This is a genomic window from Xanthomonas sp. DAR 34887, from assembly GCF_041245805.1.
Lineage (GTDB): Bacteria > Pseudomonadota > Gammaproteobacteria > Xanthomonadales > Xanthomonadaceae > Xanthomonas_A > Xanthomonas_A tesorieronis.
Map to the genome: position 1 here is coordinate 4,581,255 of NZ_CP162490.1, position 23,630 is coordinate 4,604,884.

A 23,630-nucleotide genomic window follows, 5' to 3' on the forward strand; every position below is an offset into this window, starting at 1 on the left:
GACGCACAGCATGCAGCCGCGCACCGCAAGACGCATCCCTACGGCGCTGTGGTACGAGGCGACAGGGTCGTGCAGCCTGTTCGACAGCCCCGACAGTCTGTTGCTGTCCTTCGCCTTCCATCATCTCGACCGCGGCGACCACACCGGCCAACGGCGATCGTCGAACGCCTGCGCACGCGCCACGCCGCACGCACACGGCTCAACTCCTGGCACCGTGGTCACCTGGTTCCGTTCCTGCAGCAATGGGACGAAGGCCGGCGCGACCTGCCGATGCCGCCGGTGCTGCATCCACTGCTGGCCGGTCATCTGCGTGCGCAGAGAGCGGGCTGAGCGCCATGCGCGTTTTCCACATTGAGGCAGCCTACTGGGCACGTCTCCGTCGTTCGCCACGGCATGGCAGCGAATGCATTTCAGGGGGCTGCGCGCCGCGATAGCGGACGCGCCTGGCGTCTGTCAGCTGTATTTCCCTGGTACGAGCGACCTTACGAATGGCGCAGCTTGCATTGGAGAGAGGGGCGCACCTTTACCTGGTTGCCCGCGCACAAAACTGGCCCACCGGCACCTATCGCCCGGCAGGTATTCCACCGGCTACAGACCGACCTGTGGCGGGCACCGCGCCGTGCTTCATCGGCCTGCTTTCGGCAATCGCCAACGCCGCCACCGCGCGTTCGAGCACCGCGTCCTTCCCCTCGCGCACATCGGCAATGGTGCGGCTGGCCACGATATCGGGGAGCACGCCGACGCCGACGAAGTCGCTGCCATCCGGATAGCTGTCGCGCTTCACGCAGATCCGCGCCGAGCCGCCGCCGGGCAACGCCAGCGTGAGCGGCTGCCCCGTGCTGCCGCCGGTCGCCTGCCCCACCAAGGGGCCACGCCGCATCAGATGAAACACCGCCGCCGTGTCTTCGCCGGCCGAAAAGGTCGCCGCATCCACCAGCATCGCCACCGGCCCCTTGTAGGCACGCGGCTCCGGCGTCAACACAGCGTCGCGTACCGGCAGCCACTCGATCAGGCGGCCGCTGCGCGCCTGTTGCAGCGACGATCCGTTATCGCGCATGACGGAACGCACCTGCGGCAAGGGGGAGTCGGCCACGAAACGCAGGATCGACAAGCCGAAGCGGGTGTTTCCGCCGCCGTTACCGCGCAGATCCAGGATCAAGCCTGGCGCGGCGAGCACCCGGTCCAGGTCCTGCGCGAGCGCCTTGACGCTGGCATCGTCCTCCAACTGCGCCACGCGCAGCACGGCCACACCGTCCTTGCGGAAGGTCAGCAGCGGCATGGATGCCGCAGGGGTCGTCTTGAAGCCGCTGCGCGCCGCGCGCACCTCGCTGCGGTGCCCGTCGCGGTGCGAAAGCGTCAGCACCACCGGCTTGGCCGCGTCGCCGGCAAGCAGGCCGTAGGTATACATGCGGACCTCGAGGTCCTGCGGCGTCGAACTGCTGGCATAGGGCCCCACCACGCGCTCGGCGTAGCGCTCCACCGGCTCGCCGTCGATCGCCTCGATGATGTCGCCGGGCTTCACTCCCTGCCGCTGCAGCGCCGCGTCGGCGACCGCGGTCACCACCACCTTGCCTTCCAGGCGAGCGGTGCGCAGCCCTGGACGCGCATACCAGCGGCTCTCCAACTCCTTGGGAAGAAAAACGCCCGTATGCCCGTCCTGCAGCTTCGCCATGAAACGCGCCAGCACGCGGTAGTAGGCCTCGGTGTCCTGCGCCTGCTGCACCAGCGGCACGGTGTCCAGATACAGGCGGTCCCAATCGAGCTCAGGCACGCGATCGAACCAGACGAAGCGATCGCGCGCCGTCATCCACAGCTGCGAGAGCCCACCGATGCGCTGCGCCTCGGTCAGCTGCGGTGCGTAGGGCACCACCAGCGCAGGTGCCATCGTGTCGCGCTTGGCCAACGCCTCGTGCCGCCGGACATCGGCCAGGCGCGGATCGTCCAGCAAGGCCTGCGTCGCGGGATCCTTGTCCACCACGAAGTCGACCAAGCCCTCCTGCCAGGCCATGGCATCCAGCGCTTGCCAGGCCGCAACGGCCGCGTCCCGATCGCCGAGCCACACCTGCACGCGCACCAGATCGCCCAGCAGATTCAGGCGGCGAAAACGCAGCGTCAGGCTGCCATCGGCCAGGGCCAACACCTGGGGATCGTCCAGATAGCGCAGACCTTCGAGCAACGCGTCGCGCGCGCGTCGCAGCTCGTCGGGCGAACTGGTTGCTCCGTGTTCGGTGAGCTGGCTGGCGCGGTCGCGGAACTCGGTGACGTGCGCGTAGGCCTGCGCGGCGGGATCTTCGGCGGCGCTGGCGGGCTGGGTCAGCAGCAGAAGGCAAACCACCGCAAACCAGCCAGACACATTCATCGCCGTTCCTTGCTCACGAAGGTCGTATTGGAGGCGGAAGTATCGACCACGTTACGAATGCCAGGCAATCGACCAGGATGCGAGCGGGCATCCAGCGATAGAGTAGCGTCTGCCGGTACGGCAGCGGCCGTCCGACTTGACTCAAGATCGGATAAGAAGTTAGAGAGCATCAAGGAAGACAGGATTGACGGACGGACATGGCGAAAAGACCTCCGCTAAAGATCGTATGGCTAGCGTGCGCGGCAATCGCGATGCTATTCACGACAGCGCATTCGGCGCAGCCGTCGCCTCCCGCCCCCAACCATGCTCCTATCGGCAAGCGGCCTCCAGTGGTCGCAGCACAAGCCGAAATCCATAACGCTCTGCGACCAGGCGAATACATCACCGAAAGTGGATGGGGGGCGCTTGCTGCTCAAGGAGCAGAACGACGCATTGACGTTTTCCCTGGAAAGCACCACCGGGGAAGACGTATGTGCGCTGGATGGCGTCATCGATGGAAATCGGGGTCTCGCCAAGGGCAATAACGGTCAACCCGCCTGCAGCGTGAAGTTCGCCAGCACTCCCCAAGGCATCGACGTGGCCGCAGCCACGCCCGAAGAATGCAAGACATTCTGCGGATACAACGGAGATTTCGAAGCGCCCTACCTGCGGGTGAAGGACGGCTGCGGCCGGGAGGATCTGAATCGCACGCGGACTGCGTTCAAGCGCCTCTATGACAGCAAGAACTACAAGGCGGCGCTGACCACCTTGTCCCCGGCACTGACGAATTGCCTGCCGACGCTGGAATGGGAAGAAGAAGGCGCCATTCGCAACGACCTGGCCATCACCCAATACAAGAGTGGGCTGTATGCGCAGTGCCTGGCCACACTCGACAAGTATGCCGAAGACGCCGGCAGGGATGACGATGCGGCCGTGGACGGTTGGACACCGGTGCTGGCGGATCGCTATTTGGCGATCGTGCACGCGGCAAGAACCAACATCGGCTTGTGCCGTAAAGCCATGGCAAAAAAATAGGCAGTAGCGGCAACTATCCGATGGATTGACCCTGGCTTCGCGACTGTTCCCGCTGCTGAGTCATTGCCAATTCCTGGGAAATCGACTGATTTGCAACTGCAAGCTTGGCATCGGACTGCTCGACCGGCGTCTGCATGGTTTCCTGTACCGGAACATGCGCGAAGCTGTGCGGGATCATTGAGCGCGCCTTGCACGGCAAAGATACGCTCTGGTCCGGCCACCATGCACAGCTACATGATGTTCGAGTAATCCCCAATCTCATTGCAGACCTCCTGAGGGGGATTACTCACCTTCACCACCCGACGCTTGCTAGCGGCCGCGTCGTCTTTTGGGACGGCAATGCGGTAGAGGAGGTAGAGGCTGCCTCGCGACTCCCACAGGCCGAATGTTGAGAGCTCCGAGAATTGATACGTCGTCCCGTCAGTTTGAAGCACCTTCATATCGCACTCGGCGTAGCTGCCCCAGCCGCAGCTGGCGTCCAAGGACCTGACTCCTCCGCGACCGCCGAGATCGAAATGATAGGAGCGCCCGCTGTCGCTTTCAGACACCTGAGGCGCAACCTGACTGGCAGGCGATGCTGCGCCGCTCTTCCAACCAAGGGACTGTTCGCATAGGGATGGACTCGATGCCGGCGAAGCGTCCTGGCCGCCAGCAGACACGGAGGCACACCCCATCACGGGAACCAGCGCCACGAAAAGACGCCGGAAGAGCCTGGCCGCCATACAAGCTCCTTGCGTTAAGGAATACCGCTCAAAGGACCCTGGGCACGTAACTCCTGATCCGTGCGCGCACTCATTGGTCATCCTCGGCATCTCTACAATCCTTGTCAAAAGGCAGCTCCTTCCCTGCGATGTCGGGATGGAGCGCAACGGTACGGCGATAGTCGGAACCGTACTTCTCATAGCGAACCAGTTGCCCATTTTCTAGCCGGAACTGGTCATCCGGGCCTGTGAACGCGGGGCATGCGGCGTAGCCTTTTTCTCCATCATCGCTGCAGTAGCGGACATACAACGTGGTTCCACGCACTCGTCCCTGCAACTGTCCGTCACTGCCGCGGACGTTGGTTCCCTCACTCCAATCTCCCGTGACGCGATCGCCGTGCTGCTGCAGATGCAGACTCAGATAGTGGCCCAAGTCGCATTTCTTGGCGTACGCCCACTCTCCGGAAAACGCGGACGGTCTGCTCGCAAATGCGAAACCGGCCAACGACGTGACCAAACCCACTGCCACACACCGCGTTGCCACCGCAAAACGCGGTCTGCATCGCTCTTGCTCAGCCATCGGTCACTCCTTGAATGGTCCGCAGCGCATATGCGTGGAAGATAGCAGCCAGGCCCAAAGCATTCGCAGGTCTCCCGCAAGAGACCGATAGCCTATTTCCCGCAGGCTGATGTGGTACCTGCGCCCCCACCCCGACGCAGGTATCTCGTCGGCACATCGCGGCATCGCGAGCAGCGTCGGCCAATACGACATCAGCCGTCAGACTTGACCCTAGATCGGATAACAAGCTGTCGCGTCTAGTATCTTGGCACTTCTATCCAGCCGGAGGTCCACGCGCCTTCTCTACCCCATTTGATGCGGCTTGGCCTGCACTTGATTGAGTTGCTCCGCTTCCTGGGTCTGACGCTGCGCCTGGTTCAAGGACTGCAGCTGCGCCAGCGACTGCTCGACGGATTGGCCAAGGGCATCTTCGGTACGCATGTGCGCGCGTAAATGCGCGGGGTCGTTCAACGCACCTTGGACCACGAACAGGTTCTCTCCCGCGCGCACGTTGCGCGAGTCCTCGCTCAGCACCACATGGTCGATCCGCGAGAGGCCGTTCTCTTTCGCCAGACAGGCGGCGCTCGCGGCGAGCTTGGCGCTGTTGGCGTCGTAGTCCCGACCGAGGCCCTGCTCCAGCTTCAGCACCGCGGCCTCCGCCTGCGCATGCAATGGGTCTTGTGCCTTCTCACTCGCTGCATTGGCTTCGCTGGGAAGCGCTTGTCCCCCTGGCGGACTTACTTCAGTGATCGCCTTCTGGAGCCACGTCTGCTCAGGCTTGGCATTGTAGTGCTCTTTGTTCAAGCTACTTCCAGGCATTGGCGCGGGAATGCTCTTGATGCTGTCCTCGTTGTCCAGCGGCTTAAGCGAGCCTTCAAAGCGCTTGTCGTCGATGCCAGGAGTGCGCTGACGATGCAACCCGGCATGGTTCAGGGCACCCCAAGTGAAGTCAATGCAACTATTGGTGGCGCCACTGTATTGCATGTCAAATCCATACTTCTGCGGCGCCTCGCCAAAGGCCCGCAGTTTGTCGTACTGCTCGCGGCTGACCTCCAAGGTGCGGCTGTAGTAGGGATCCTTGTAGTCTCGGACATCCGTGTCGTAGACCTTTCCCAGACCGCGGGAAGTGCCGTGTTCCAACGGAGCGAAGCCATAACTTTCGACATGCTTTCCGTCGGAAAGGGAGTAGTACATATGACCGGCAGCGGATGTTCCACCAGAACGCATCAGGGGCGTGCCTGGCGCGGCGAGATAAATCGTGACCGAGTAGTGCGGCGTTGGTTCACTCATGGCAGCTCGCTCCTTACATCGCCTTCGCGGTGAATGCGATCAACAGCTCAGGATGCATTTCTGACAGAGCGCGGACGTTGCCGCCAAAGCGGATCGAGGCCCGATACCGGCCCGGCGGCGTATCGCGCAGGAAGGCCATCTCCAGTTCACGGTATTCGACGTCAGGCGCGATCAGTCCAGCGGCGTGCATGGTCTTGAAATCGGAATTCGCCTTGAGGAATTCTGGAACATGCCCGCTGGCATCCAACGCAACAGCCTGGAAGTCAGTGCGGCCCACCAACTCGCTGCGCTGCAGGGTGACAGGCTCAGCGCTTGTCCCGCTCAATCGATACAGATGTAACTCGGCGGTGACGCCTGCATCGCGCAACTGGTCGATCTGCGCCGCAGCGACCGCCGGATCGGCAGCCGCCACCCTCAATCCGAGGAAGACGGGAGGTTCGGGATCATCCGCCTGACGTGGCACTTCAAACTCAAGCTCGATGGGACGAGCGACGTCTTGTTGGCCCAGTTGCAGAACCAGCGGCACGGTCGTTCTCATGTCATGTTCCTTCTTACTGTGTTGCGCACTGGTCAGCGCCGGCGCCTGGATGGAGTTCGCCTGGCAGCCTGCAACCACCTGCAGCGCCGCGGCGATGAGCACGAAGCCCGCGATCCTGTTCGCTCTAGCCACGACAACCTCACTACGACAAGCAGGACGCCAGATTAATCCGGTTGGCCGTCCATGGCGAGAACATGCCTCACGTGGATCGGCCCCACCACCGCCACCTTCCAACACGCAAGGTAGTGCGCACCTCTCCAGCGACGCATTCCGGCCCAGCGACCTACGCCGCGATCAATGCAGCCGCCCGCTTCCCGCAGGCGGCACGTCCGGCTCCATCGCATAGACGGCCCGCTCCTCGCGTACGCCGTTGGGCGTAGGTTCGCGCAGCGGCTGGTGCTCGATCTGCCGCAGCAGCGCCCGCATCGCGTTCGCTGCATCGCAGAGCGTGTCGCCCACCTCCGGTGATGCATGGCCGGCAAGCGCGGTGGCATCGCCGACCGCCACCACCCGGGCGTGGGCCGAGACGGTCTCGGCCAGCTGGGTGAGCCGGTCGAGTTGCGCCAGCGTGACGCGGAAGGCGCCGCCGCCCACGTCCGGCGCCACCGCGACGATGGCAGCGGGCCGGGCGTCGCGCGTCGTGTCGGTCCGCTGCGCAGGATAGGACAGCGCGTCCAGCACCAGCTCCACCTGGTCGGCCAACAGCTCCAGACAGACCGCCAGCTCGCCCATGCGCACCTTGGGCTCGGCGGCACGCTCCTCGTCCGGCGTGCGCGGCTGCGCCAGCCGGACCAGGAACCGCACGTGATCGCGCAGCTTCGCCAGCCGGAACTGGCTCTCCTCCGGCAGGAAATAGCCGGGCATGTCTTCATCGTCCAAACGGTCGTACGCCATCGTTGCCTTCTCGTTCCATGAAGGGGTTCGCCCGCCACGCATGGCGGACGGGAAGTCGGGAGGTTCGAAACCGCACGTGGACGGCGGTCGTATTTCCTGGAGGGTGTTGTATTAGCCGCCCTCCCGACGCGGGCATCGCGTCGGCTTGCGCCCGAGCAACAGGCACAAAAACCCATCAGCTCGTCGGACGTGGGTACCGCCACCACCAGAGGAGTTTCGAAGCTCCTTGAGGTAGCAATTGCTACTGCGGTGCATGGCCTGACATAGCAATTTGTACAATCTTGCATTAGGAATTTGGCCCGCTCTGCGCGGCCTCAGTCGCTTGAGCTCGATCGCCGCCTCCCGACCTCTGGCTTGTCGAGATGCCAGGTGTTAACTTGTCTGGACGAATCCCATAACTGGGCATGAACGTGGATATAAAAACTAGACTAATTTTTGCTACGGGATTATTCGCACTATCAACCTTGACTGCTTGTGCAGGAGGAAACATGCGCTCTGATTACAAGAAGAATGATGTTCAGCCCGTCAAGATCGAAAAGGCAGCAGACAGCTCACTCCAAATCACCTACCACATGCCTGCAGAAAGTCTCTTTTATTCTCCCGGCGTTGATTTCGCAAATGACAACGGCGTATTGCGTATTGCCATCCGTAGATGCGGCATCAATGATAAATGTGACGCCATGGCGAAGGCTGCCATGCCAACCGCTGAGCCTTGGACACCGAAAGTCACCGTCCCGTATGCAGGCGAGAAGGTCGTACTTGTCTACGCAGATACCGAAGAAACGTTGACCCCTTAATTCCAGTCAAGGAGCGATGCAATGAGCACGGAACCGGCCAATGAGCGCGTTGTGCTTGGAATACACAGCAATGGTGGGCAGGGCGGCATGACCGATGGTCATGCGTGGATTACGGTCAAGCGGGGCGATTCGCCCACAGAATATTATGGGTTGTGGCCCGACAACCATCCGATGGTGAAGGATAACGGCGATGGCACCGATATCCGCGTCGGAATGGAAAGAGGCCAACCCTCTGATGCCGACCGCTACTACGACCTTTCACCCGCTCAAACTAAAGTGCTCGACCAAGCGCTTCGCGAGAACGTCACCTGGGAACTGAATAACAATTGTTCCTCATGGGCTAGCGAAACGGTGTCTCGCGTCACCGGACAGCGGATTGATGCTAGCTCATGGTTGCCCACCGTGGAAACGCCCAATGAATTGATCAAAACCATTCGCGAACTGGAGTCGCGGCAGCCCACGTCCCCAACCAAGCCTGAAGTGAGTGAACCTACCCGCGAAGGACGATCAAGCAGCTCACTTGGGAAGGTTGAGCCATCGGAAGAACGTAGCGGCCCTTCAACCAGGGTAATGACTGATCCGGAGCACGCTGGCAACCGCCTTTTTGCTGGACTACGGGAAGGATTGCCTTCACACATCTCCGATGAGCGGGTCGCTTTCGCCGCTCAACGTGCACATGAGGCGGGAATCAGCGACATGTCAAAAGTGAGTCGGGTCATTGAGCGCGAAGGCGACGTGTTCGTGGCAGGGACGACTCCTGGATTCCGCGCATCGGTACTTGCAGCCGAGCAACCTCCCACCATCGAACATTCCAGTACAGCGCTGGCCCAGAATGCTGGTGCGCAACCTTCAATGGAACCCCATGCTCAGGCCGTTGGCCCCCGAATGGTTTAGCAAATTCCCATACTCAGCCCGGTACGTGCTCGCCCCATCAACGACTTGGCGGCGGCGTACCGTTGGTCCAGTTGCAGCCGAGCTGGGCGCTCGGCACTGGCGCACATCCCTGATGACGTGCGCTCGGCCACGAAGCGACTGCGCCTCACTTCCTTTGCTCGCACACCGACGCTCGCTGCATCCTAGGGCCGGCCCCGCAATACGGGGCCAGCGCTCTCCGGCGACGCACCCCGCCTTGCCCCAGCCATAGCGCGATCAATGCAGCCGCCCGCCTCCCGCAGGCGGCGCGCTCCACTCCACCGCATAGACCGTCCGCTCCTCGCGTACGCCGTTGGGCGTGGGTTCGCGTAGCGGCTGGCGCTCGATCTGCAGCAGCAGCGCCCGCATCGCGTTCGCTGCATCGCAGAGCGTGTCACCCACCTCTGGCAATGCTTGGCCGGCAAGTGCGGTGGTATCGCCGGCCACCACCACCCGGGCTTGGGCCGAGACGGTCTCGGCCAGCTGGGTGAATTGGTCGAGTTGCGCCAGCGTGACGCGGAAGGCGCCGCGGCCCACGTCCGGCGCCACGGCGACGGTGGCATCGGGGCGGGCGCCGCGCGTCGTGTCGGTCCGCTGCGCAGGGTAGGACAGCGCGTCCAGCACCAGCTCCACCTGGTCGGCCAACAGCTCCAGACAGACCGCCAGCTCGCCCATGCGCACTTTGGGCTCGGCGGCACGCTCCTCGTCCGGCGTGCGCGGCTGCGCCAGCCGGACCAGGAACCTCACGTGATCGCGCAACTTCGCCAGCCGGAACTGGCTCTCCTCCGGCAGGAAATAGCCCGGCATGTCTTCATCGTCCAAACGGTCGTACGACATCGTTGCCTCCTCGTTCCATGAAGGGGTCCGTCCGCCACGGATGGCGGACGGGAAGTCGGGAGGTTCGAAACCGCAGACAGCCGGCGGGCGTATTTCCCCGAAGGGTGTTGTATTAGCCGCCCTCCCGACGCAGGCATCGCGTCGGCTTGCGCCCGAGCTTCGGGCACAAAAAACCCACCGGTTTGTCGGAGGTGGGTACCGCTGTCTGAGGAGTTTCGACGCTCCTAGTGCATAGATTGCAAGTGCGCGATTGGAGTGTCAATAGCATCACTACTTCTGTTGACGTTGCCCATCACCGCACCGCTAACGAACATCAGCCACTGGTGCATTGATCACTTAGCTAGTGACCCATATCGCAAAACCGGAGATCTGCTATCAAGTAGATGTACTCGGCGACCGATGCAGTGATTTGATACTCACGATGCACCGCGCCTCCCAAGCCACTTGAAGGAACGACATGTCAATCTTGCGAAGAATTTCAGAGTCAATCGTAGGCACCAAGGAAGCAATAAAGGAGAAAGGCGATATCGGCGAGACCGATCTCCGCAAATGGCTTGGCGAATCGGGCCTATCCTATGTCGCAGTCTGTCAGGCAAAGGAAAGTTTCGCTCCACTCTTCACCGGCGAGATCAAGCGACCGGATTTCATGGTTCTGCTTGACTCGATCGGACTGATCGCAGTAGACGCAAAGAACTTCGACTTGAGAGAGTGGGATGGCTCGACCTGCTTCACGCTAAGCCTAGAGAAAGAGCTCCTGAAGGCGATTGCGTTTGAACGCATGTTCCGAATTCCACTCTGGTACGCCTATAGGGGAGAGGACAACGACAACGTTTCTTGGTACTGGATCAGTGCACTTAAGGCGGTCGAAGTAGGAATCAAGCGCGGCGGGCGCCATGGCGAATTCTTGACCATCGGCTTGGAGCATTTCGCCCACGTAGTCAATCCGGATGACATGGCCAAACTCTATACACAGCGGCTACCCGGTGTCTCCAAGATCGCGGCTCTTCCCGTTCCGGCTTGATCGCCAAAAATCGACGCGAGGGGGTAGGAGCCAAGCTCCGGCACCGCTCCTCTCGCTCATAGATCGCATTCCTGATCTTGCCATGCATCGTGGAAATGATGGATTTTTAAGGACAGAGAGGGCGGCGTGCGTTCAGTGGCCGAGGAAAGCAATATGTCGTCAGAGAAAGAGATCATTGCAAAGCCCGATGACGATGCGCAGCAAATGGGCACTGCACTCTCGGACTTGCGTTTTCCTTCACTCGCTGCGGCGATGGACCGCTATCTGCAGGCAACCGACTACAGCCGCGCCGGCCCCGTGGAGCGCTGGAGCTTTGCAATCGCCCTGCTTGGCGCGGGCGTGGGAATGCTGTTCGGCACCCTGCTCGATGGCAAGGCAGCGCTTTACTGGGCGATAGGTGGGCTTGCGGTAGAGCTGACGGGCGTCGTGATCTCTTTCGTGCTGGGCGTCAAGCGTGAGCTACCGGGTTTTCGTCGCCCCTATGCCAGCCACGCGGATGAGATGGAAAAGGAATTCCATTATTACCACACCATCGTTGCGACGCTGCGGACGTTCCCGCTGGAAGAGCGGCGCCGCCGCGAAGCCTTCATGCGCGACCGCCGCACCAACATGCATGACCGTCTGGGCCTTTTTACCGGCGGTATGGAGAGGCTCGGCATCATGCCTGTCCTGCTGGCGCTTTATCTCCAGCTCAAGGACTGGCGCTGGGGCGACTGGGGCGTGCTCGGCAAGATCACCATGATGCAAGGCATCTTGGCCTTTCTCCTGCTGTTCGCTTACGCGATGTCCTGGCATTTCATTCGGCTGCACATCCGCGTGCAATCATATGAGCAATTACTTGCTGAGGCGAATCGTCAGGATGGCGCCACTCGTTCCTGACAGTCGCAACTGGCTGGGTGTTCCGAACGAGGGACGACCTACCTTTTTCTCTCTATCGTGGCTAACGCCAACACAGTTCGCGCAGCACCTGCTCATCGCATCCTTCCATGCGACTCATGGCGCCGTTAGTTGCCCCGTCTTCTTTGCCTAGACTCACCGAGCTAAAAACTAAATCATGCCCTTATAAGTAGAGTTTCCGTTAATTTTCAGGCAATATGCGTAAGCATCAAGGTTGCCATCCGTACGCCTGGCTACTCCAACGGAGTAATCTGGCCGATACACCATGGGTTGCGCATATGTGATCTGGCACCTAGGCCCAAGCTCTAGGAAGGCTAATGCCATACCAATGGCGTGAGGCTTTGGGCCTAAAGGAATCAGATCTATAGAGCCCTCAAAGTTACTTGCCGCCGCGACAACCCATCTAAGAATCTCAAAGGCGTCCGCGCTATGGATACGTCTGATCTCGGTGTCGATTCTCGCCTCTGGATGAAGCTGCTTCAGCAAGTTCCAGTTTCTTCTAGCCGCCGGCGACCCTGGTGGAAATGGCATAGCAAACTTAATTTGCTTGCCCTGCCGTTGCTTAAGCAACTCTTCCAAGTTGAAGGCAACGTATCCAACCCCAACAAAAAACATAGACTCGCTAGCATGCGAAAGCTCTCGAGCGAAACCTGGGATAGGCGATGGCGTCAAAGCTGATGCTGAAAGCTGCCCCTCAGGATAATACTCTGGCTTTGTGTACGTTATTACAAGATCATTTACATCTACACTATTTAAAAGAAATTTAACGGCATACAAGAAAAACCGTTTTGGCAAGCTTGTTATATCTAACACAACAGAGCGTTGCTTCGCAATTGCATTTAAAGCGGGGAGCCAATGTCCAGGCTGACTAGTGATATCGCCTCGCACGTAGCCCAATTGAACCCCAATGGCCCTAAGCCGTGCCTCTGACTCATCGGTCCTTTTAGATATTTCCGCAGAATAGCCACTTGGCTGATCATCGATGCGGATTATAAGCTGACCGGATGCAAGTTTTCCTTGGCTAAAGATCCAGCTTGGCACACCTAAACAGCGATCCTCTGTGCCAGCGCAACTGATAATGGCCCAGTTTTTCTTTGGCAACTTCGCAAACAGCCAGTCAAGAGAACCAGCAGGAGTAATAACGAACTGGCTCATCTAAAAAAGCCCAGGCTGAATAACATTATCATCATTAGCATCCGAAGCCTCCTCTCTCTCCCCCTCCAATATCGACCTAATCTGATCTACGGTGGTGTAAATTGGCTCCTTAGTACGAATGTGTGGGATTCTAAAATAGGGGCATAGCACCGGATTAAGGTACCACTTAATTCGCGCTAGCCCGTCTCCACTCTTTGTAGTATGTGAAGACTCGATCAAATCTCCATGGTCTCGGCATTCTTTGATCAATTTCGAAATAGCACCGCCGCTCAGAAAATCCTCTTCCGTCAAGGATATTCCATTGTGGCCAGGATAAGACATTGCCTTATCTGCGCGCAGGACTCTACCAAACCAGCGCCCCAGCGCATCTATGATCTTACGCCTATCCTCTCCGTCTGAACCTTCGCGGATCTTATCCATCCACTCCTTGCTTGCATCCAAAACGCCAATTGTTTGAGACTCGATGTCGATAGCCGGAACAGAACGATCCTCCACTCCATTTAAGGCAGACTTCCTCAACCATGCCGACCAAGTTTTCTGACAAATTGACATAAAAGCAAGTATATTCCAACCCGCCAAACTTACGAACTGTCTGTCACCACACCAAATCAACGATTGGCGAGCGTCACCAGCGATCTGCATTAGCGCAAGTTCATTTCGCTCCTTTCTCCACCATTCTCGATCAGAATCCAACCAAGGCTCACCAATTTCGTCTGCATTTTTAAGGCCAACTCCTTTTGCCACTTGGTTTCGCTGACGTAACCAAGCGTCTCCAAGCTTTGCATCAAGCGGGCTTTCGGACCAAATGCGACTCAGTTTTTTATTCCAAGAATCGCTGCGTAGTTCGGCACCGAAGCCCGAGAAGTCTCTGTTTCTCGCGTAGATTTTTGCCCTTTCTGAGGGGGCAATCGAAGATCCAAAGATACTTCTTATGACATTACTCTCAGGGACGCCTTCATAACCATGCGCAAGCAAACGCCTACGAAGAACATCTTCAGCAAAATCATTAAAAGCAGAATGTGACGAGTTCTCCCTTCTCCGAAGAATGTCGTCAATATCAATAACGGTATAATCACGAAGATTTTCGAGCGGAGCTCCGCTTCCCCAAATTTTCAATTCATCAGACCATGCATAGTGGCGAGTACCCACTCTATATGAAACCCGCTTATCCCTAAGAGCCAAAGCTCTATTGATCACCCGCCTAAAGACACCACTATTTCTAGTTTTTTGCTCAAGCGCATGCAATTCCTCATGCTGGTCAATTCTTAAGAACACGGAGGCATTGGCGGGAATTACGCCCGCCTGCCTCAAACACTCCGCCAAGCAAGCAATAGGCTCGGCGATCTGCGTTTTGCTCTTTGCAACCTTGTCGTCCAGCTCGCTATTAAAATTAAAATAACGCCTATATAGCACAAGTCTTTGAGAAACTGATTTCGAAAAATCCCCCATCGTTTCGCAATTATCAAAGTACCCAGACCAGACATCCGATGCCTTCAGGGCTTCTAGTGCGCGCGATTGAGCTTCGGAAGACCAGTCAAGAACAATAACATCAGAAAGCACGCCATCTTTGGCCTGTTCCCTATTTAAGTATTCAATATTCCCCAGAAGGTCTTCCACCAGTATATAGTTCAAGTAATCTGCGAATGTAGCAGCCAGCCAAGACTCTCTGGATGCGCTGGAGACTTCGTCCAATCGTGAAGTAATGATCTGAACGTTATCGCGAATTACATTTGTTCCCGCTGCAATAAAAGGAGGCATATCTTTGGGTGACGGATACTGCTCACCACTTCGCGCATAAGCGACGCGTGTTGAAGTTGCTAGCAGCCCTAGCAGCATGCTTTTTCCGCTCCCCTGACGCCCCCTTACCACAACGTTCCCTGTTGAGAAAAGACCTTCCGCTTGCTCAGCGACAACGGGGCTAAATACGCGCACAAACTCTTCCGGTCGTAGCCTTTCGGTCAACCAGAGGTCGTTGAATGGGTTCTCAAGTCTGTTCATTAGTAGCGATTTGCTCTTGGGAACAGTGCTTTCCAATGCTTTGTATTTTTATGAAACATCGGAGGCGTGTTGTTTGGGCAGTTACTATACAGAGCTACCATTGATCCAACCTCAGAATACCCATGCTGCTTTCCATTCATATTTGGACGCCCCATCACCTGATATGACTCCAAAAGAGCTTTTCTCAGAGGAGTGAATAGCTTGGGTTCCGAGGGCACAGGGTTAGGAGATACGAGACAACTCTCTGGTATAATTGTTACTGGAGCATATTTAATCCGTTTACTTCGGAGTAAGTTAATTTCGGAGCGAATCTTTCGATCACCTGGATGACACACGATCAAGGGAATCGCGAGTATTTCCCCATCAAATGCTCGACTCGCGAATTTGAGCGCCTCCGAAAATTGGCGCCCACTGCCGCTAAAGTCTTCTAAAAGCACTAGTCTCTCAATCTTCCGTTGGGCCACAAAGCGCTTTATTTTCCTAACATCTCCCAGCTGACTAAGGCTATGCCAGTCAGGCCTATGGGGCTTGCCAGCGATTCCCGTCAGATGCAGAAACGAATTTATCCGCAAGCTATCCGTGACTGGGCAAACCCAAGTTTTAGTAATAGCCTCGGCTACTTTCTCGCTAGCATTTGGGTTAAATATATCGATCCGCTCTAAATCAATAGCCCAGGGGATAATTATTTGATCGCACGCCACTCGATAGAGCTCGCTGAACTCATCTACCCCAGCGAAGAACAAGTACTCGATCGAACGGAATGCCGCCCACCTATCATTTTCATCCTTTAATCCTGCCAGCCAATCCTCTATGCGCGCAACAAAGTGTGCAGATGAGGTTGGAGCGCTTCTTTTGCTTGGCTCATACTGAAAATAAAGATGCGAATAGAGAAACTCGTACAGAGCACGCAATCGCGCGGCTCCTTTCTTCCCCCTCATTTCCCAATTGGAAATAATGTTAGACACGCCGCGCTCTCACCAGCCCTCTAGCAACGACTTCGGCAACTATGGTTGCCATAGGTGGCGGAACCGCGTTTCCTATTAACTTCAAGGAATCCCGGTCGCGGCCGTGAAAAACGTAATGATCAGGGAAACCCTGAATTCTAGCAGCTTCACGCACCGTGAAACCTCTGTTTTCGGATGGGTGGAGAAAACAAGCGGGGTCAGAGAACCTAGTGTCGACAGTATGACTTGCACCAATCGACACTGCCCTTCGATACTTTCCGTTAAAAGTGCGCTTTAGCTCGACCTTATCATTTACCAATCGTAGATATTGCTTCTTTAACAGCGCGTCGATCAAACGGGCGGACTTCAATCCTGCCTCACGAATAATCTTGCAAACTTCTACCGGGTCACCGTCGCCAAATTCCCTTGTGCGATCTCGGCGGCGCAGCCTCATCGTTGACTCGAGGATACGGACTTCGCCGGAAGAAACGGAACCGAACACCTCAGGTATCTGCCATGAGTGCACTGCCGACTCGCCCCCGCGTACGTCACAAAGTTTTTGGCCAGGACCTATCTTTTTTGCAATCTGAAGAGACTCTCCAAATAGAAGCTCTGGCTGATGGTTGGCTGCGGCATGGGCTCCATATATTATTTTCCCAAGACACTGCATGGGGATCTTATTATCATCAAAAGAAAATGAAAATTTTCCTTTGGCAGCAATAATCACTATTCGCCGACGTGCTTGAGGGAGACCGCAATCTCTGGCATCCACTATCTGCGTGAGCACTTTATATCCTGCTAACGAAAGTCGGAGGACGGCTCCATCCATGTAAGACTTTAATGCGCCTGAAGTAAGTCCCAGGACGTTTTCAAGCACTATCACCTTAGGTCTTGCAGATATTGCGAGCTCGACAGCACGCTGCAACAACTTATTTCGCGGATCGGCATGATTTCTTTTCCCAAGCGTAGAGAATCCCTGACATGGAGAACCCGCAATGACCAAGTCGCACTCGTCCAATTGAAAAGCGGGGTCAGCCAAGTCTTGGACGCGGGCATGCGATCCAATGTTTAGCTCATAGTGGCGGACAGCGTTTGCTGATATATCAAATGCGGCAACTGGTTCGAAGCCAGCTTTGATAAAGCCTAAATCGAGACCTCCAGCTCCACAGAACAGGCTAGTGAATTTCATTCGTGCCACATTAGGCTCCAAGGCTCCCTCGCCATTCAGCAGAAGTAGCTTAATGCCCAAGGCGTCGGATTCACAGCCTCTCATCCTTTCGATCCAACCAATGGGGATGGCGGCGCGATCTTGGCCCTCCCAAAAAGGAAGGGCGGCCAAAGCCGCCCTTCTTACCTTCTCTTCAAAGACGGGCTCAAACCCCAACCGGATTCGACTTCTCCGGATCAATCTTGTACTGCTTGATCGCCCTGGCCACATCCTTGCCGGTCATCTTCCCGTCCTTCGCCAGCGCCGCAATCGCGGCATGCGCGATGTAGTACCGGTCCACTTCGAAGAAGCGGCGCAGGTTCGCACGGGTGTCGGAGCGACCGAAGCCGTCGGTGCCCAACACGGTGTAGTGCGTCGGCACGAACGCGCGGATCTGGTCAGCGAAGGCGCGTACGTAATCCGTTGCGGCGATCACCGGACCCTGGCGGCCTTCCAGCAACTGGGTCACGTACGGCTTGCGCTGCTCGCCTTCCGGATGCAGGCGGTTCCAGCGCTCGGCGTCGAAGCCGTCGCGGCGCAGTTCGTTGAAGCTGGGGCAGGACCAGATGTCGGCGGTGACGCCGAAGTCCTTGTCCAGCAGCTCCGCCGCGGCGATGGCTTCGCGCAGGATGGTGCCCGAGCCCAGCAGCTGCACGCGCAGTTCGCCCTTCTTGGGCTTGCCGGCGTCCTGCAGCAGGTACATGCCCTTGATGATGCCGTCCTCTGCACCGGCCGGCATTTCCGGGTGGGTGTAGTTTTCGTTCATCAGGGTGATGTAGTAGTACTCGTCCACCTGCTCCTGCATCATCCGCTTCATGCCGTACTGCATGACCACGGTGACTTCGAAGCCGAAGGTGGGGTCGTAGCTGCGCACGTTCGGGATCGACCCGGCGATGACCTGGCTGAAGCCGTCTTCGTGTTGCAGGCCTTCACCATTCAACGTAGTGCGGCCGGCGGTGCCGCCGAGCAGGAAGCCGCGGGTGCGCATGTCCGCCGCCTGCCAGGCGATGTCGCCCACGCGCTGGAAGCCGAACATGGAGTAGTAGATGTAGAACGGCAGCATCGGCACGTTGCTGACCGAGTAGCTGGTGCCGGCGGCCAGCCACGAGGAGATGGCGCCCGGCTCGCTGATGCCCTGCTGCAGCACCTGGCCGGACTGGTCCTCGCGGTAGAACATCAGCTGGTCCGCGTCCACCGGCTTGTACTTCTGGCCGAACGGGGCATAGATGCCGATCTGGCGGAACATGCCTTCCATGCCGAAGGTGCGCGCTTCGTCGGCCACGATCGGCACGATGCGCGGGCCCAGGTCCTTGTCGCGCAGGGCGATGTTGAGGCTCTGCACGAAGGCCATGGTGGTGGAGTAGCTGCGCTCGCCGCTGGACTTGAGCAGGCGGTCGTACTTGTCCAGGCCGGGCACGGCGAAGGACTGGTCGGCCTTGCGGCGGCGCTGCGGCAGGTAGCCGCCGAGCGCGGCGCGGCGCTCCTGCAGGTACTGCACTTCCGGCGAGTCCGGGCCGGGGTGGTAGAACGGCACCTGCTCGGCGTCGGCCAGCTGCTTGTCGCTGAGCGGGATGTTGAAGCGGTCGCGGAACGCGCGCACGGCGTCGTCGTCCAGCTTCTTGGTCTGGTGGGTGGGGTTGAGCGATTCGCCCGAGGAGCCCATGCCGTAGCCCTTGACGGTCTTGGCCAGGATCACGGTGGGCATGCCCTTGGTGTTCACCGCCTGGTGGTAGGCGGCGTAGACCTTGTGCGGGTCGTGGCCGCCGCGGTTCAGGCGCCAGATGTCGTCGTCGGACAGGCCGGCGACCATGGCCGCGGTCTCCGGGTATTTGCCGAAGAAGTTGGCCCGGGTGTAGGCGCCGCCGAAGGCCTTGCAGTTCTGGTATTCGCCGTCGACGGTTTCCATCATCAGCTTGCGCAGCACGCCGTCGGTGTCCTTGGCCAGAAGCGGATCCCAGTACCCGCCCCACAGCAGCTTGATCACGTTCCAGCCGCCGCCGCGGAACACGCCTTCCAGCTCCTGGATGATCTTGCCGTTGCCGCGCACCGGGCCGTCCAGGCGCTGCAGGTTGCAGTTCACCACGAAGATCAGGTTATCCAGGCCTTCGCGGCCGGCCAGGGCGATGGCGCCCAGGGTTTCCGGCTCGTCGCTCTCGCCGTCGCCGATGAAGCACCACACCTTGCGGTCGGACTTCTCGATCAGGCCGCGGTGCTCCAGGTACTTCATGAACTGCGCCTGGTAGATGGCGCTGAGCGGGCCCAGGCCCATCGACACGGTGGGGGTTTGCCAGAAGTCCGGCATCAGCCACGGGTGCGGGTAGGAGGAGATGCCCTGGCCGTCCACTTCCATGCGGAAATGGTCGAGCTGGGTCTCGTTGATGCGGCCTTCGAGGAAGGCGCGGGCGTAGATGCCCGGGGCGCTGTGGCCCTGGATGTAGAGCAGGTCGCCGGGGTGCTTGTCGGACGGGGCGCGCCAGAAATGGTTGAAGCCCACGTCGTACAGGGTGGCGGCCGAGGCGAAGGAGGCGATGTGGCCGCCCAGGTCGCCGGGCTTGCGGTTGGCGCGGACCACGGTGGCCATGGCGTTCCAGCGGATGATCGAGCGGATCTTCCACTCGATGGCCGCATCGCCCGGGCTCTTGGCCTCGTTGGCGGGCGCGATGGTGTTGACGTACTCGGTGGTCGGCGAGAACGGCAGGTAGGCGCCGGAGCGGCGGGTCAGTTCGACCATGTCCTCCAGCAGCTGATGCGCGCGCTCGGGGCCTGCGACATCGATGACGGCCTTGAGCGATTCGATCCACTCCTGGGTCTCAGTGGGGTTCGGATCGTTCTGCAGCACCTCGTTCAACCAGTTCATAACGCTCCCGTAGGTCGCACGCACGCGCGCGATGGCATGTGTTTTCTCGAAGCCTGCAAGTGTAGCGCAACCACCCCGCGGGACCTCGTACGCCAGCGTATGGAACGGACTGTCACATTGGCCCGGGACAGCGCGCGACAATGGCTGCGCGGCGGGGCGCGGCTGCGCTTATGATCGGAGCCGACTCCCGCGGAGCGCCGCCATCGCCGCCTTCTCGCCAGTGCAGGATGCTCCCGCGGTCGCCTGGCGGCACAGCCTGCGCACGCGGCTGATGCTGTGGGGCAGCCTGCTCCAGGTGGCGCTGCTGGCCGGCCTGGCGGTGCTGTTCTACCTGGGCGCGCGCCAGGTGGTGGTGCGCAATGCGCGCGAAGAAGTGGCCGGGCTGGCGCAGCAGACCGCGCGCAGCCTGGATGCGACGCTGGGCTCGGTGCAGGTGAGCGGGCGCACCCTGGCCGCCGGCGCGGCCGGCGTGGGGCGCCAGCCGTTCAACCTGCGCAGCCTGTTGCAGGCCACCCTGGAGGGCGACCCGGACATCGCCGGGGCGCTGCTGTTGATCGAGCCGGGCGCGCTGAAGGGCGACGACCGCGGCTTCGCCTGGCACCTGCGTCGGATCAACGGCCGGGTGATCGAAAAGCCGTCCGAGGCGCTGGGCTACGACTACCGGACCATGCCCTGGTACCGGCGCACGCTGGCGGCGCAGGCGCCGTGGTGGTCCGAACCGTACAGCGGCGCCTCCGCCGGCGGCGACTACCTCACCACCTACAACCTGCCGCTGCGCCTGCCCGGCGACGGCGCGCAGGCGCGCGCGATCGGCATGGTCAGCGTGGACGTGCCGCTGAAGCGGCTGCAGGCGATCGTCGGCGAGCTGCCGGCCAATGCGGGGCTGCAGCCGATGCTGCTGTCGCCGGACGGCTTGTTCGTGCTGCATCCGGACCCGGCGCTGCGCTTCCACCGCACGCTGGAGGCGCACGTGGCGCGCGCGCGGCCGGACCTGTCGCCGCTGGCCGCGGCGGTGGCCACGCATGTACCGGTGCGCTTCACCCACACCGCGCCCGACGGCGAGCGCTACCTGACCCAGAGCGCGGCGGTCGGCGATACCGGCTGGACCTTCGCGCTGACCGTGTCCGAGCGCTACATCCTGGCCGGGCTGAACCGCATCGCGCTGTGGGTGGGGCTGGGCGGCGGCGGCGCGTTGCTGCTGTGGCTGTGGTTGCTGCACCGCTACACCGCGCGGCTGGCGCGACCGATCGAGGACCTGACCAATTCGGCCGGGCATTTCAGCCAGGGCGAGTTCGATTATCCGCTGCGGCACGTGGAGCGGCAGGACGAGGTGGGGGTGATGGCGCGCGCCTTCGATACCGCACGCGGCTCGATCAAACGGCAGCTGGCGGAGATCGCCACGCTGGCGCAGGCGCGGCAGCGGATGCAAAGCGAGCTGTCGATCGCGCGCGACATCCAGCGCGCGATGCTGCCGGACGGGCGCACCTTCGACAGCGCGCACAAGCATCTGGAGACCTACGCGCTGCTGGAGCCGGCGACGATGGTGGGCGGGGATTTCTACCAGTTCTTCGAGACCGAGCCGGGCCTGCTGTGGTTCGTGGTCGGCGACGTATCCGACAAGGGCGTGCCGGCGGCGCTGTTCATGGCGCGGGCGATGACGGTGCTGGAGGTGGCCGCGCGCCGCCACAACCGGCCCGACGCGATCCTGATCGCGGCGTCCAAGCGCATGGTCGAAGGCAACGACACCTGCATGTTCGCCACCGTGCTGTGCGGCCTGATCGACGTGCATAGCGGCGACTACTGGCTGTCCAGCGCCGGCCACGAGCCGCCGGTGCTGCTCGGCGCCGACGGCCATGCGCAGTTGCTGGCGGTGGAATCCGGGCCGCCGCTGGGGATCGAGCCGCAGACGCGCTACCCGGTGGTGCGCGGGCGCCTGGCCGCCGGCGCCACGCTGCTGAGCTATACCGACGGCATCAGCGAGGCGATGGACGCGCAGGAACAGGCCTACGGCACCGAGCGCTTGCTGGCCGCATTGCAGCCCGGCATCGATGCGCAGGCGCAGTGCGCGCGGGTGCTGGCCGACGTGCACGCGTTCACCGCGGCCGCACCGCAGTCCGACGACATTACGCTGCTGGCGATCCGCTTGCGCCAGGACCCGACGCGGGAGGGAAGCCCATGAAACTACGGCTACAGATGGTGCCGGCGCTGGACGCGCTGGCGCAGCTCAGCGACACGCTGGAGGCCGCGCTGCTGCGCCACGGCGTGGTCCTGGACCATGTGCACCGGGCGCGGCTGATCGTGGAGGAACTGGCCTGCAACACGCTCGAGCACGGCCACCTGAGCAGCGAACAGCCGCCGGTGGAAGTGATGCTGCAGGTGGATACCGGCGCGCTGGTGCTGGAATTCCACGACAGCGGCCCGGCCTTCGACCTGCGCGCGGCGCCGGCGCCGGACCTGGACGCGGACATCGCGCAGCGCCCGATCGGCGGCCTGGGCCTGCACCTGGTGCGGCAGCTCGCCGACCACATCGACTACCGCCACGACGCCGGCCGCAACGTCGTGCGCATCACCTTGCTGCACCCCTTCGACCCCGCCCCCCAGGAGTTCCCCGCATGACCACGTTGAGCCTGCAGATCGACCCCGCGCAGGACAAGCGCCAACGCATCACCCTCAGCGGACGCCTGGACACGCACACCTACCAGGCGCTGGACGAGGCGCTGGCGCCGCTGCTGGCCACGCACATCACCACCCTGGTGCTGGATCTGTCGCACCTGGACTACATCAGCAGCGCCGGCATTCGCTCGATCTTCAAGGCGCGCAAAGTGCTGGCCACGCGCGAGGGCCGCGTGCTGGTGGTCAACCCGCAACCGCAGATCCGCAAGGTGTTCGATGTGGTCAAGGCGGTGCCGTTGAACGAGATCTTCACCTCGGTGCAGGAGCTGGACGACTACCTGGACGAGATGCAGCGGCGGGTGCTGGAGGAAGGCGACGGCGCGGGGTCTTGAGTTGGGTTGTGTATTCGGCGGCTGAAGCCACTCCTGCAACCCAGCCTGCTGGCTGCACTGTAGGAGCGGCTTCAGCCGCGACAGGCAGCCACCGAAGCCGACTTACCGACCGACCGCGCGTCGCGACTGAAGTCGCTCCCACAAGGGCGTGCCGATGACCGACGCGATTGCACTGTGGGAGGGACTTCAGTCCCGACGGCGCCCGAAGCCCGGCGGTTGAAACCGCTTCTACAAAAATCGCGCAACCCTCTCGCTGGCTGCACTGTAGGAGGGGCTTCAGCCCCGACAGGCAGTATCCGAAGCCCACTGACCGACCCCCCACGCGTCGCGACTGAAGTCGCTCCCACTAGGGCGTGCCGATGACCGACGCGATTGCACTGTGGGAGGGACTTCAGTCCCGACGGCACCCGAAGCTCGAACGCCGAACGACCCCATTTGTCGCGGTTGAAACCGCTCCTACAAAAAGCACGCAACCATCCCACCGGCTGCACTGTAGGAGCGGCTTCAGCCGCGACAGGCAGCCACCGAAGCCAACTTACCGACCGACCGCGCGTCGAGACTTCAGGGCACCTCCAACACCCGCCAAAAGCATATCGATGCACGTGCGAGTCGCAGATGCGTCCAGCCGCAGATGCCTGCATCGAG

At 60.4% G+C, this 23,630-nt stretch carries 20 protein-coding genes and 1 pseudogene; 9 read left to right on the plus strand and 12 right to left on the minus strand.

All coding sequences use genetic code 11. From position 1 onward, the window contains the following. The first annotated feature begins 34 nt into the window (after positions 1-34). Positions 35-330, plus strand: a pseudogene (locus tag AB3X08_RS19510) (hypothetical protein). Positions 331-562: 232 nt separating this feature from the next. On the opposite strand, the gene AB3X08_RS19515 reads toward AB3X08_RS19510, so the two are convergent. Then, entirely contained in the window at positions 563-2,137 is a 1,575-nt protein-coding gene (locus AB3X08_RS19515; RefSeq protein WP_369934487.1) for a S41 family peptidase, read from the minus strand. Positions 2,138-2,764: 627 nt separating this feature from the next. Here AB3X08_RS19515 and AB3X08_RS19520 point away from each other — a divergent pair. Further along, positions 2,765-3,373 carry a hypothetical protein gene (locus AB3X08_RS19520; RefSeq protein ID WP_369934488.1) on the plus strand — a complete coding sequence of 203 codons (609 nt, stop codon included), beginning with the start codon at positions 2,765-2,767 and terminating at the stop codon, positions 3,371-3,373. A 13-nt stretch (positions 3,374-3,386) separates the two neighbouring features. On the opposite strand, the gene AB3X08_RS19525 is transcribed toward AB3X08_RS19520, so the two are convergent. The 5 genes from AB3X08_RS19525 to AB3X08_RS19545 all read right to left on the minus strand — a co-directional run bounded on the left by AB3X08_RS19525 (position 3,387) and on the right by AB3X08_RS19545 (position 7,355). After that, positions 3,387-3,551 (minus strand): hypothetical protein, encoded by a 165-nt coding sequence (locus AB3X08_RS19525; RefSeq protein WP_369934490.1) that lies wholly within the window; start codon positions 3,549-3,551, stop codon positions 3,387-3,389. Positions 3,552-4,165: 614 nt separating this feature from the next. Beyond that, complete coding sequence (locus AB3X08_RS19530; RefSeq protein WP_369934491.1) at positions 4,166-4,654, minus strand: hypothetical protein; 489 nt, start codon at positions 4,652-4,654, stop codon at positions 4,166-4,168. A gap of 282 nt (positions 4,655-4,936) precedes the next feature. Beyond that, positions 4,937-5,827, minus strand: coding sequence for an XVIPCD domain-containing protein (locus AB3X08_RS19535; protein ID WP_369938586.1), 891 nt, complete (start codon positions 5,825-5,827; stop codon positions 4,937-4,939). Positions 5,828-5,936: 109 nt separating this feature from the next. Next, the gene (locus AB3X08_RS19540) at positions 5,937-6,563 is read right to left on the minus strand and encodes a hypothetical protein (RefSeq protein ID WP_369934492.1); all 627 of its coding nucleotides are present in this window, start codon (positions 6,561-6,563) and stop codon (positions 5,937-5,939) included. A gap of 192 nt (positions 6,564-6,755) precedes the next feature. After that, positions 6,756-7,355 carry an XAC0095 family protein gene (locus AB3X08_RS19545; protein ID WP_369934493.1) on the minus strand — a complete coding sequence of 200 codons (600 nt, stop codon included), beginning with the start codon at positions 7,353-7,355 and terminating at the stop codon, positions 6,756-6,758. Between the two features lie 488 nt (positions 7,356-7,843). Here AB3X08_RS19545 and AB3X08_RS19550 point away from each other — a divergent pair, with 488 nt between their 5' ends. Both AB3X08_RS19550 and AB3X08_RS19555 read left to right on the plus strand, forming a co-directional pair. Beyond that, on the plus strand, positions 7,844-8,152 hold the full coding sequence (locus tag AB3X08_RS19550) for a hypothetical protein (RefSeq protein ID WP_369934494.1): 309 nt from the start codon (positions 7,844-7,846) through the stop codon (positions 8,150-8,152). A 21-nt stretch (positions 8,153-8,173) separates the two neighbouring features. After that, positions 8,174-9,046, plus strand: coding sequence for a hypothetical protein (locus tag AB3X08_RS19555; RefSeq protein WP_369934495.1), 873 nt, complete (start codon positions 8,174-8,176; stop codon positions 9,044-9,046). A 255-nt stretch (positions 9,047-9,301) separates the two neighbouring features. Here AB3X08_RS19555 and AB3X08_RS19560 read toward each other — a convergent pair whose 3' ends face one another. Further along, entirely contained in the window at positions 9,302-9,901 is a 600-nt protein-coding gene (locus tag AB3X08_RS19560; protein WP_369934497.1) for an XAC0095 family protein, read from the minus strand. A gap of 457 nt (positions 9,902-10,358) precedes the next feature. On the opposite strand from AB3X08_RS19560, the gene AB3X08_RS19565 reads away from it, so the two are divergent. Further along, positions 10,359-10,922, plus strand: coding sequence for a hypothetical protein (locus tag AB3X08_RS19565; RefSeq protein WP_369934499.1), 564 nt, complete (start codon positions 10,359-10,361; stop codon positions 10,920-10,922). Between the two features lie 153 nt (positions 10,923-11,075). After that, positions 11,076-11,801 carry a hypothetical protein gene (locus tag AB3X08_RS19570; RefSeq protein WP_369934500.1) on the plus strand — a complete coding sequence of 242 codons (726 nt, stop codon included), beginning with the start codon at positions 11,076-11,078 and terminating at the stop codon, positions 11,799-11,801. 168 nt (positions 11,802-11,969) lie between these two features. Here AB3X08_RS19570 and AB3X08_RS19575 read toward each other — a convergent pair whose 3' ends face one another. The 5 genes from AB3X08_RS19575 to aceE all read right to left on the minus strand — a co-directional run bounded on the left by AB3X08_RS19575 (position 11,970) and on the right by aceE (position 19,980). Beyond that, positions 11,970-12,974 (minus strand): hypothetical protein, encoded by a 1,005-nt coding sequence (locus AB3X08_RS19575; RefSeq protein ID WP_369934502.1) that lies wholly within the window; start codon positions 12,972-12,974, stop codon positions 11,970-11,972. Further along, the gene (locus AB3X08_RS19580) at positions 12,975-14,972 is read right to left on the minus strand and encodes a hypothetical protein (protein WP_369934504.1); all 1,998 of its coding nucleotides are present in this window, start codon (positions 14,970-14,972) and stop codon (positions 12,975-12,977) included. Next, positions 14,972-15,883, minus strand: a complete 912-nt coding sequence (locus AB3X08_RS19585) for a hypothetical protein (protein ID WP_369934505.1) — start codon at positions 15,881-15,883, stop codon at positions 14,972-14,974. Before AB3X08_RS19585 ends, AB3X08_RS19580 begins: the two co-directional genes overlap by 1 nt. Positions 15,884-15,929: 46 nt before the next feature. After that, complete coding sequence (locus AB3X08_RS19590; RefSeq protein WP_369934506.1) at positions 15,930-17,105, minus strand: DNA cytosine methyltransferase; 1,176 nt, start codon at positions 17,103-17,105, stop codon at positions 15,930-15,932. Between the two features lie 184 nt (positions 17,106-17,289). Next, the gene (aceE, locus tag AB3X08_RS19595; RefSeq protein WP_369934507.1) at positions 17,290-19,980 is read right to left on the minus strand and encodes a pyruvate dehydrogenase (acetyl-transferring), homodimeric type; all 2,691 of its coding nucleotides are present in this window, start codon (positions 19,978-19,980) and stop codon (positions 17,290-17,292) included. A 271-nt stretch (positions 19,981-20,251) separates the two neighbouring features. Between aceE and AB3X08_RS19600 the strand changes: the two genes are divergently transcribed. From AB3X08_RS19600 to AB3X08_RS19610, 3 genes are read left to right on the plus strand one after another with little or no spacing between them, the layout of a single operon-like run. After that, positions 20,252-22,159, plus strand: a complete 1,908-nt coding sequence (locus tag AB3X08_RS19600) for a SpoIIE family protein phosphatase (protein ID WP_369938587.1) — start codon at positions 20,252-20,254, stop codon at positions 22,157-22,159. Beyond that, the gene (locus tag AB3X08_RS19605; protein WP_369934510.1) at positions 22,156-22,596 is read left to right on the plus strand and encodes an ATP-binding protein; all 441 of its coding nucleotides are present in this window, start codon (positions 22,156-22,158) and stop codon (positions 22,594-22,596) included. The genes AB3X08_RS19600 and AB3X08_RS19605 overlap by 4 nt, the downstream gene beginning before the upstream one ends. Then, a complete protein-coding gene (locus AB3X08_RS19610; protein WP_369934512.1) occupies positions 22,593-22,985 on the plus strand; it encodes an STAS domain-containing protein in 393 nt (130 codons plus the stop codon). Before AB3X08_RS19605 ends, AB3X08_RS19610 begins: the two co-directional genes overlap by 4 nt. Positions 22,986-23,630 lie beyond the last annotated feature (645 nt).

Excerpts from the sequence above, each read along its gene's own strand:
- AB3X08_RS19545 (WP_369934493.1), bottom strand. The coding sequence starts at position 7,355 with ATGGCGTACGACCGTTTGGACGATGAAGACATGCCCGGCTATTTCCTG.
- AB3X08_RS19535 (WP_369938586.1), bottom strand. The coding sequence starts at position 5,827 with ATGTACTACTCCCTTTCCGACGGAAAGCATGTCGAAAGTTATGGCTTC.
- AB3X08_RS19530 (WP_369934491.1), bottom strand. The coding sequence starts at position 4,654 with ATGGCTGAGCAAGAGCGATGCAGACCGCGTTTTGCGGTGGCAACGCGG.
- AB3X08_RS19550 (WP_369934494.1), top strand. The coding sequence starts at position 7,844 with ATGCGCTCTGATTACAAGAAGAATGATGTTCAGCCCGTCAAGATCGAA.
- AB3X08_RS19555 (WP_369934495.1), top strand. The coding sequence starts at position 8,174 with ATGAGCACGGAACCGGCCAATGAGCGCGTTGTGCTTGGAATACACAGC.
- AB3X08_RS19605 (WP_369934510.1), top strand. The coding sequence starts at position 22,156 with ATGAAACTACGGCTACAGATGGTGCCGGCGCTGGACGCGCTGGCGCAG.
- AB3X08_RS19565 (WP_369934499.1), top strand. The coding sequence starts at position 10,359 with ATGTCAATCTTGCGAAGAATTTCAGAGTCAATCGTAGGCACCAAGGAA.
- AB3X08_RS19590 (WP_369934506.1), bottom strand. The coding sequence starts at position 17,105 with ATGAAATTCACTAGCCTGTTCTGTGGAGCTGGAGGTCTCGATTTAGGC.
- AB3X08_RS19525 (WP_369934490.1), bottom strand. The coding sequence starts at position 3,551 with ATGATCCCGCACAGCTTCGCGCATGTTCCGGTACAGGAAACCATGCAG.
- aceE (WP_369934507.1), bottom strand. The coding sequence starts at position 19,980 with ATGAACTGGTTGAACGAGGTGCTGCAGAACGATCCGAACCCCACTGAG.
- AB3X08_RS19575 (WP_369934502.1), bottom strand. The coding sequence starts at position 12,974 with ATGAGCCAGTTCGTTATTACTCCTGCTGGTTCTCTTGACTGGCTGTTT.
- AB3X08_RS19560 (WP_369934497.1), bottom strand. The coding sequence starts at position 9,901 with ATGTCGTACGACCGTTTGGACGATGAAGACATGCCGGGCTATTTCCTG.
- AB3X08_RS19570 (WP_369934500.1), top strand. The coding sequence starts at position 11,076 with ATGTCGTCAGAGAAAGAGATCATTGCAAAGCCCGATGACGATGCGCAG.
- AB3X08_RS19610 (WP_369934512.1), top strand. The coding sequence starts at position 22,593 with ATGACCACGTTGAGCCTGCAGATCGACCCCGCGCAGGACAAGCGCCAA.
- AB3X08_RS19600 (WP_369938587.1), top strand. The coding sequence starts at position 20,252 with ATGCTGTGGGGCAGCCTGCTCCAGGTGGCGCTGCTGGCCGGCCTGGCG.
- AB3X08_RS19580 (WP_369934504.1), bottom strand. The coding sequence starts at position 14,972 with ATGAACAGACTTGAGAACCCATTCAACGACCTCTGGTTGACCGAAAGG.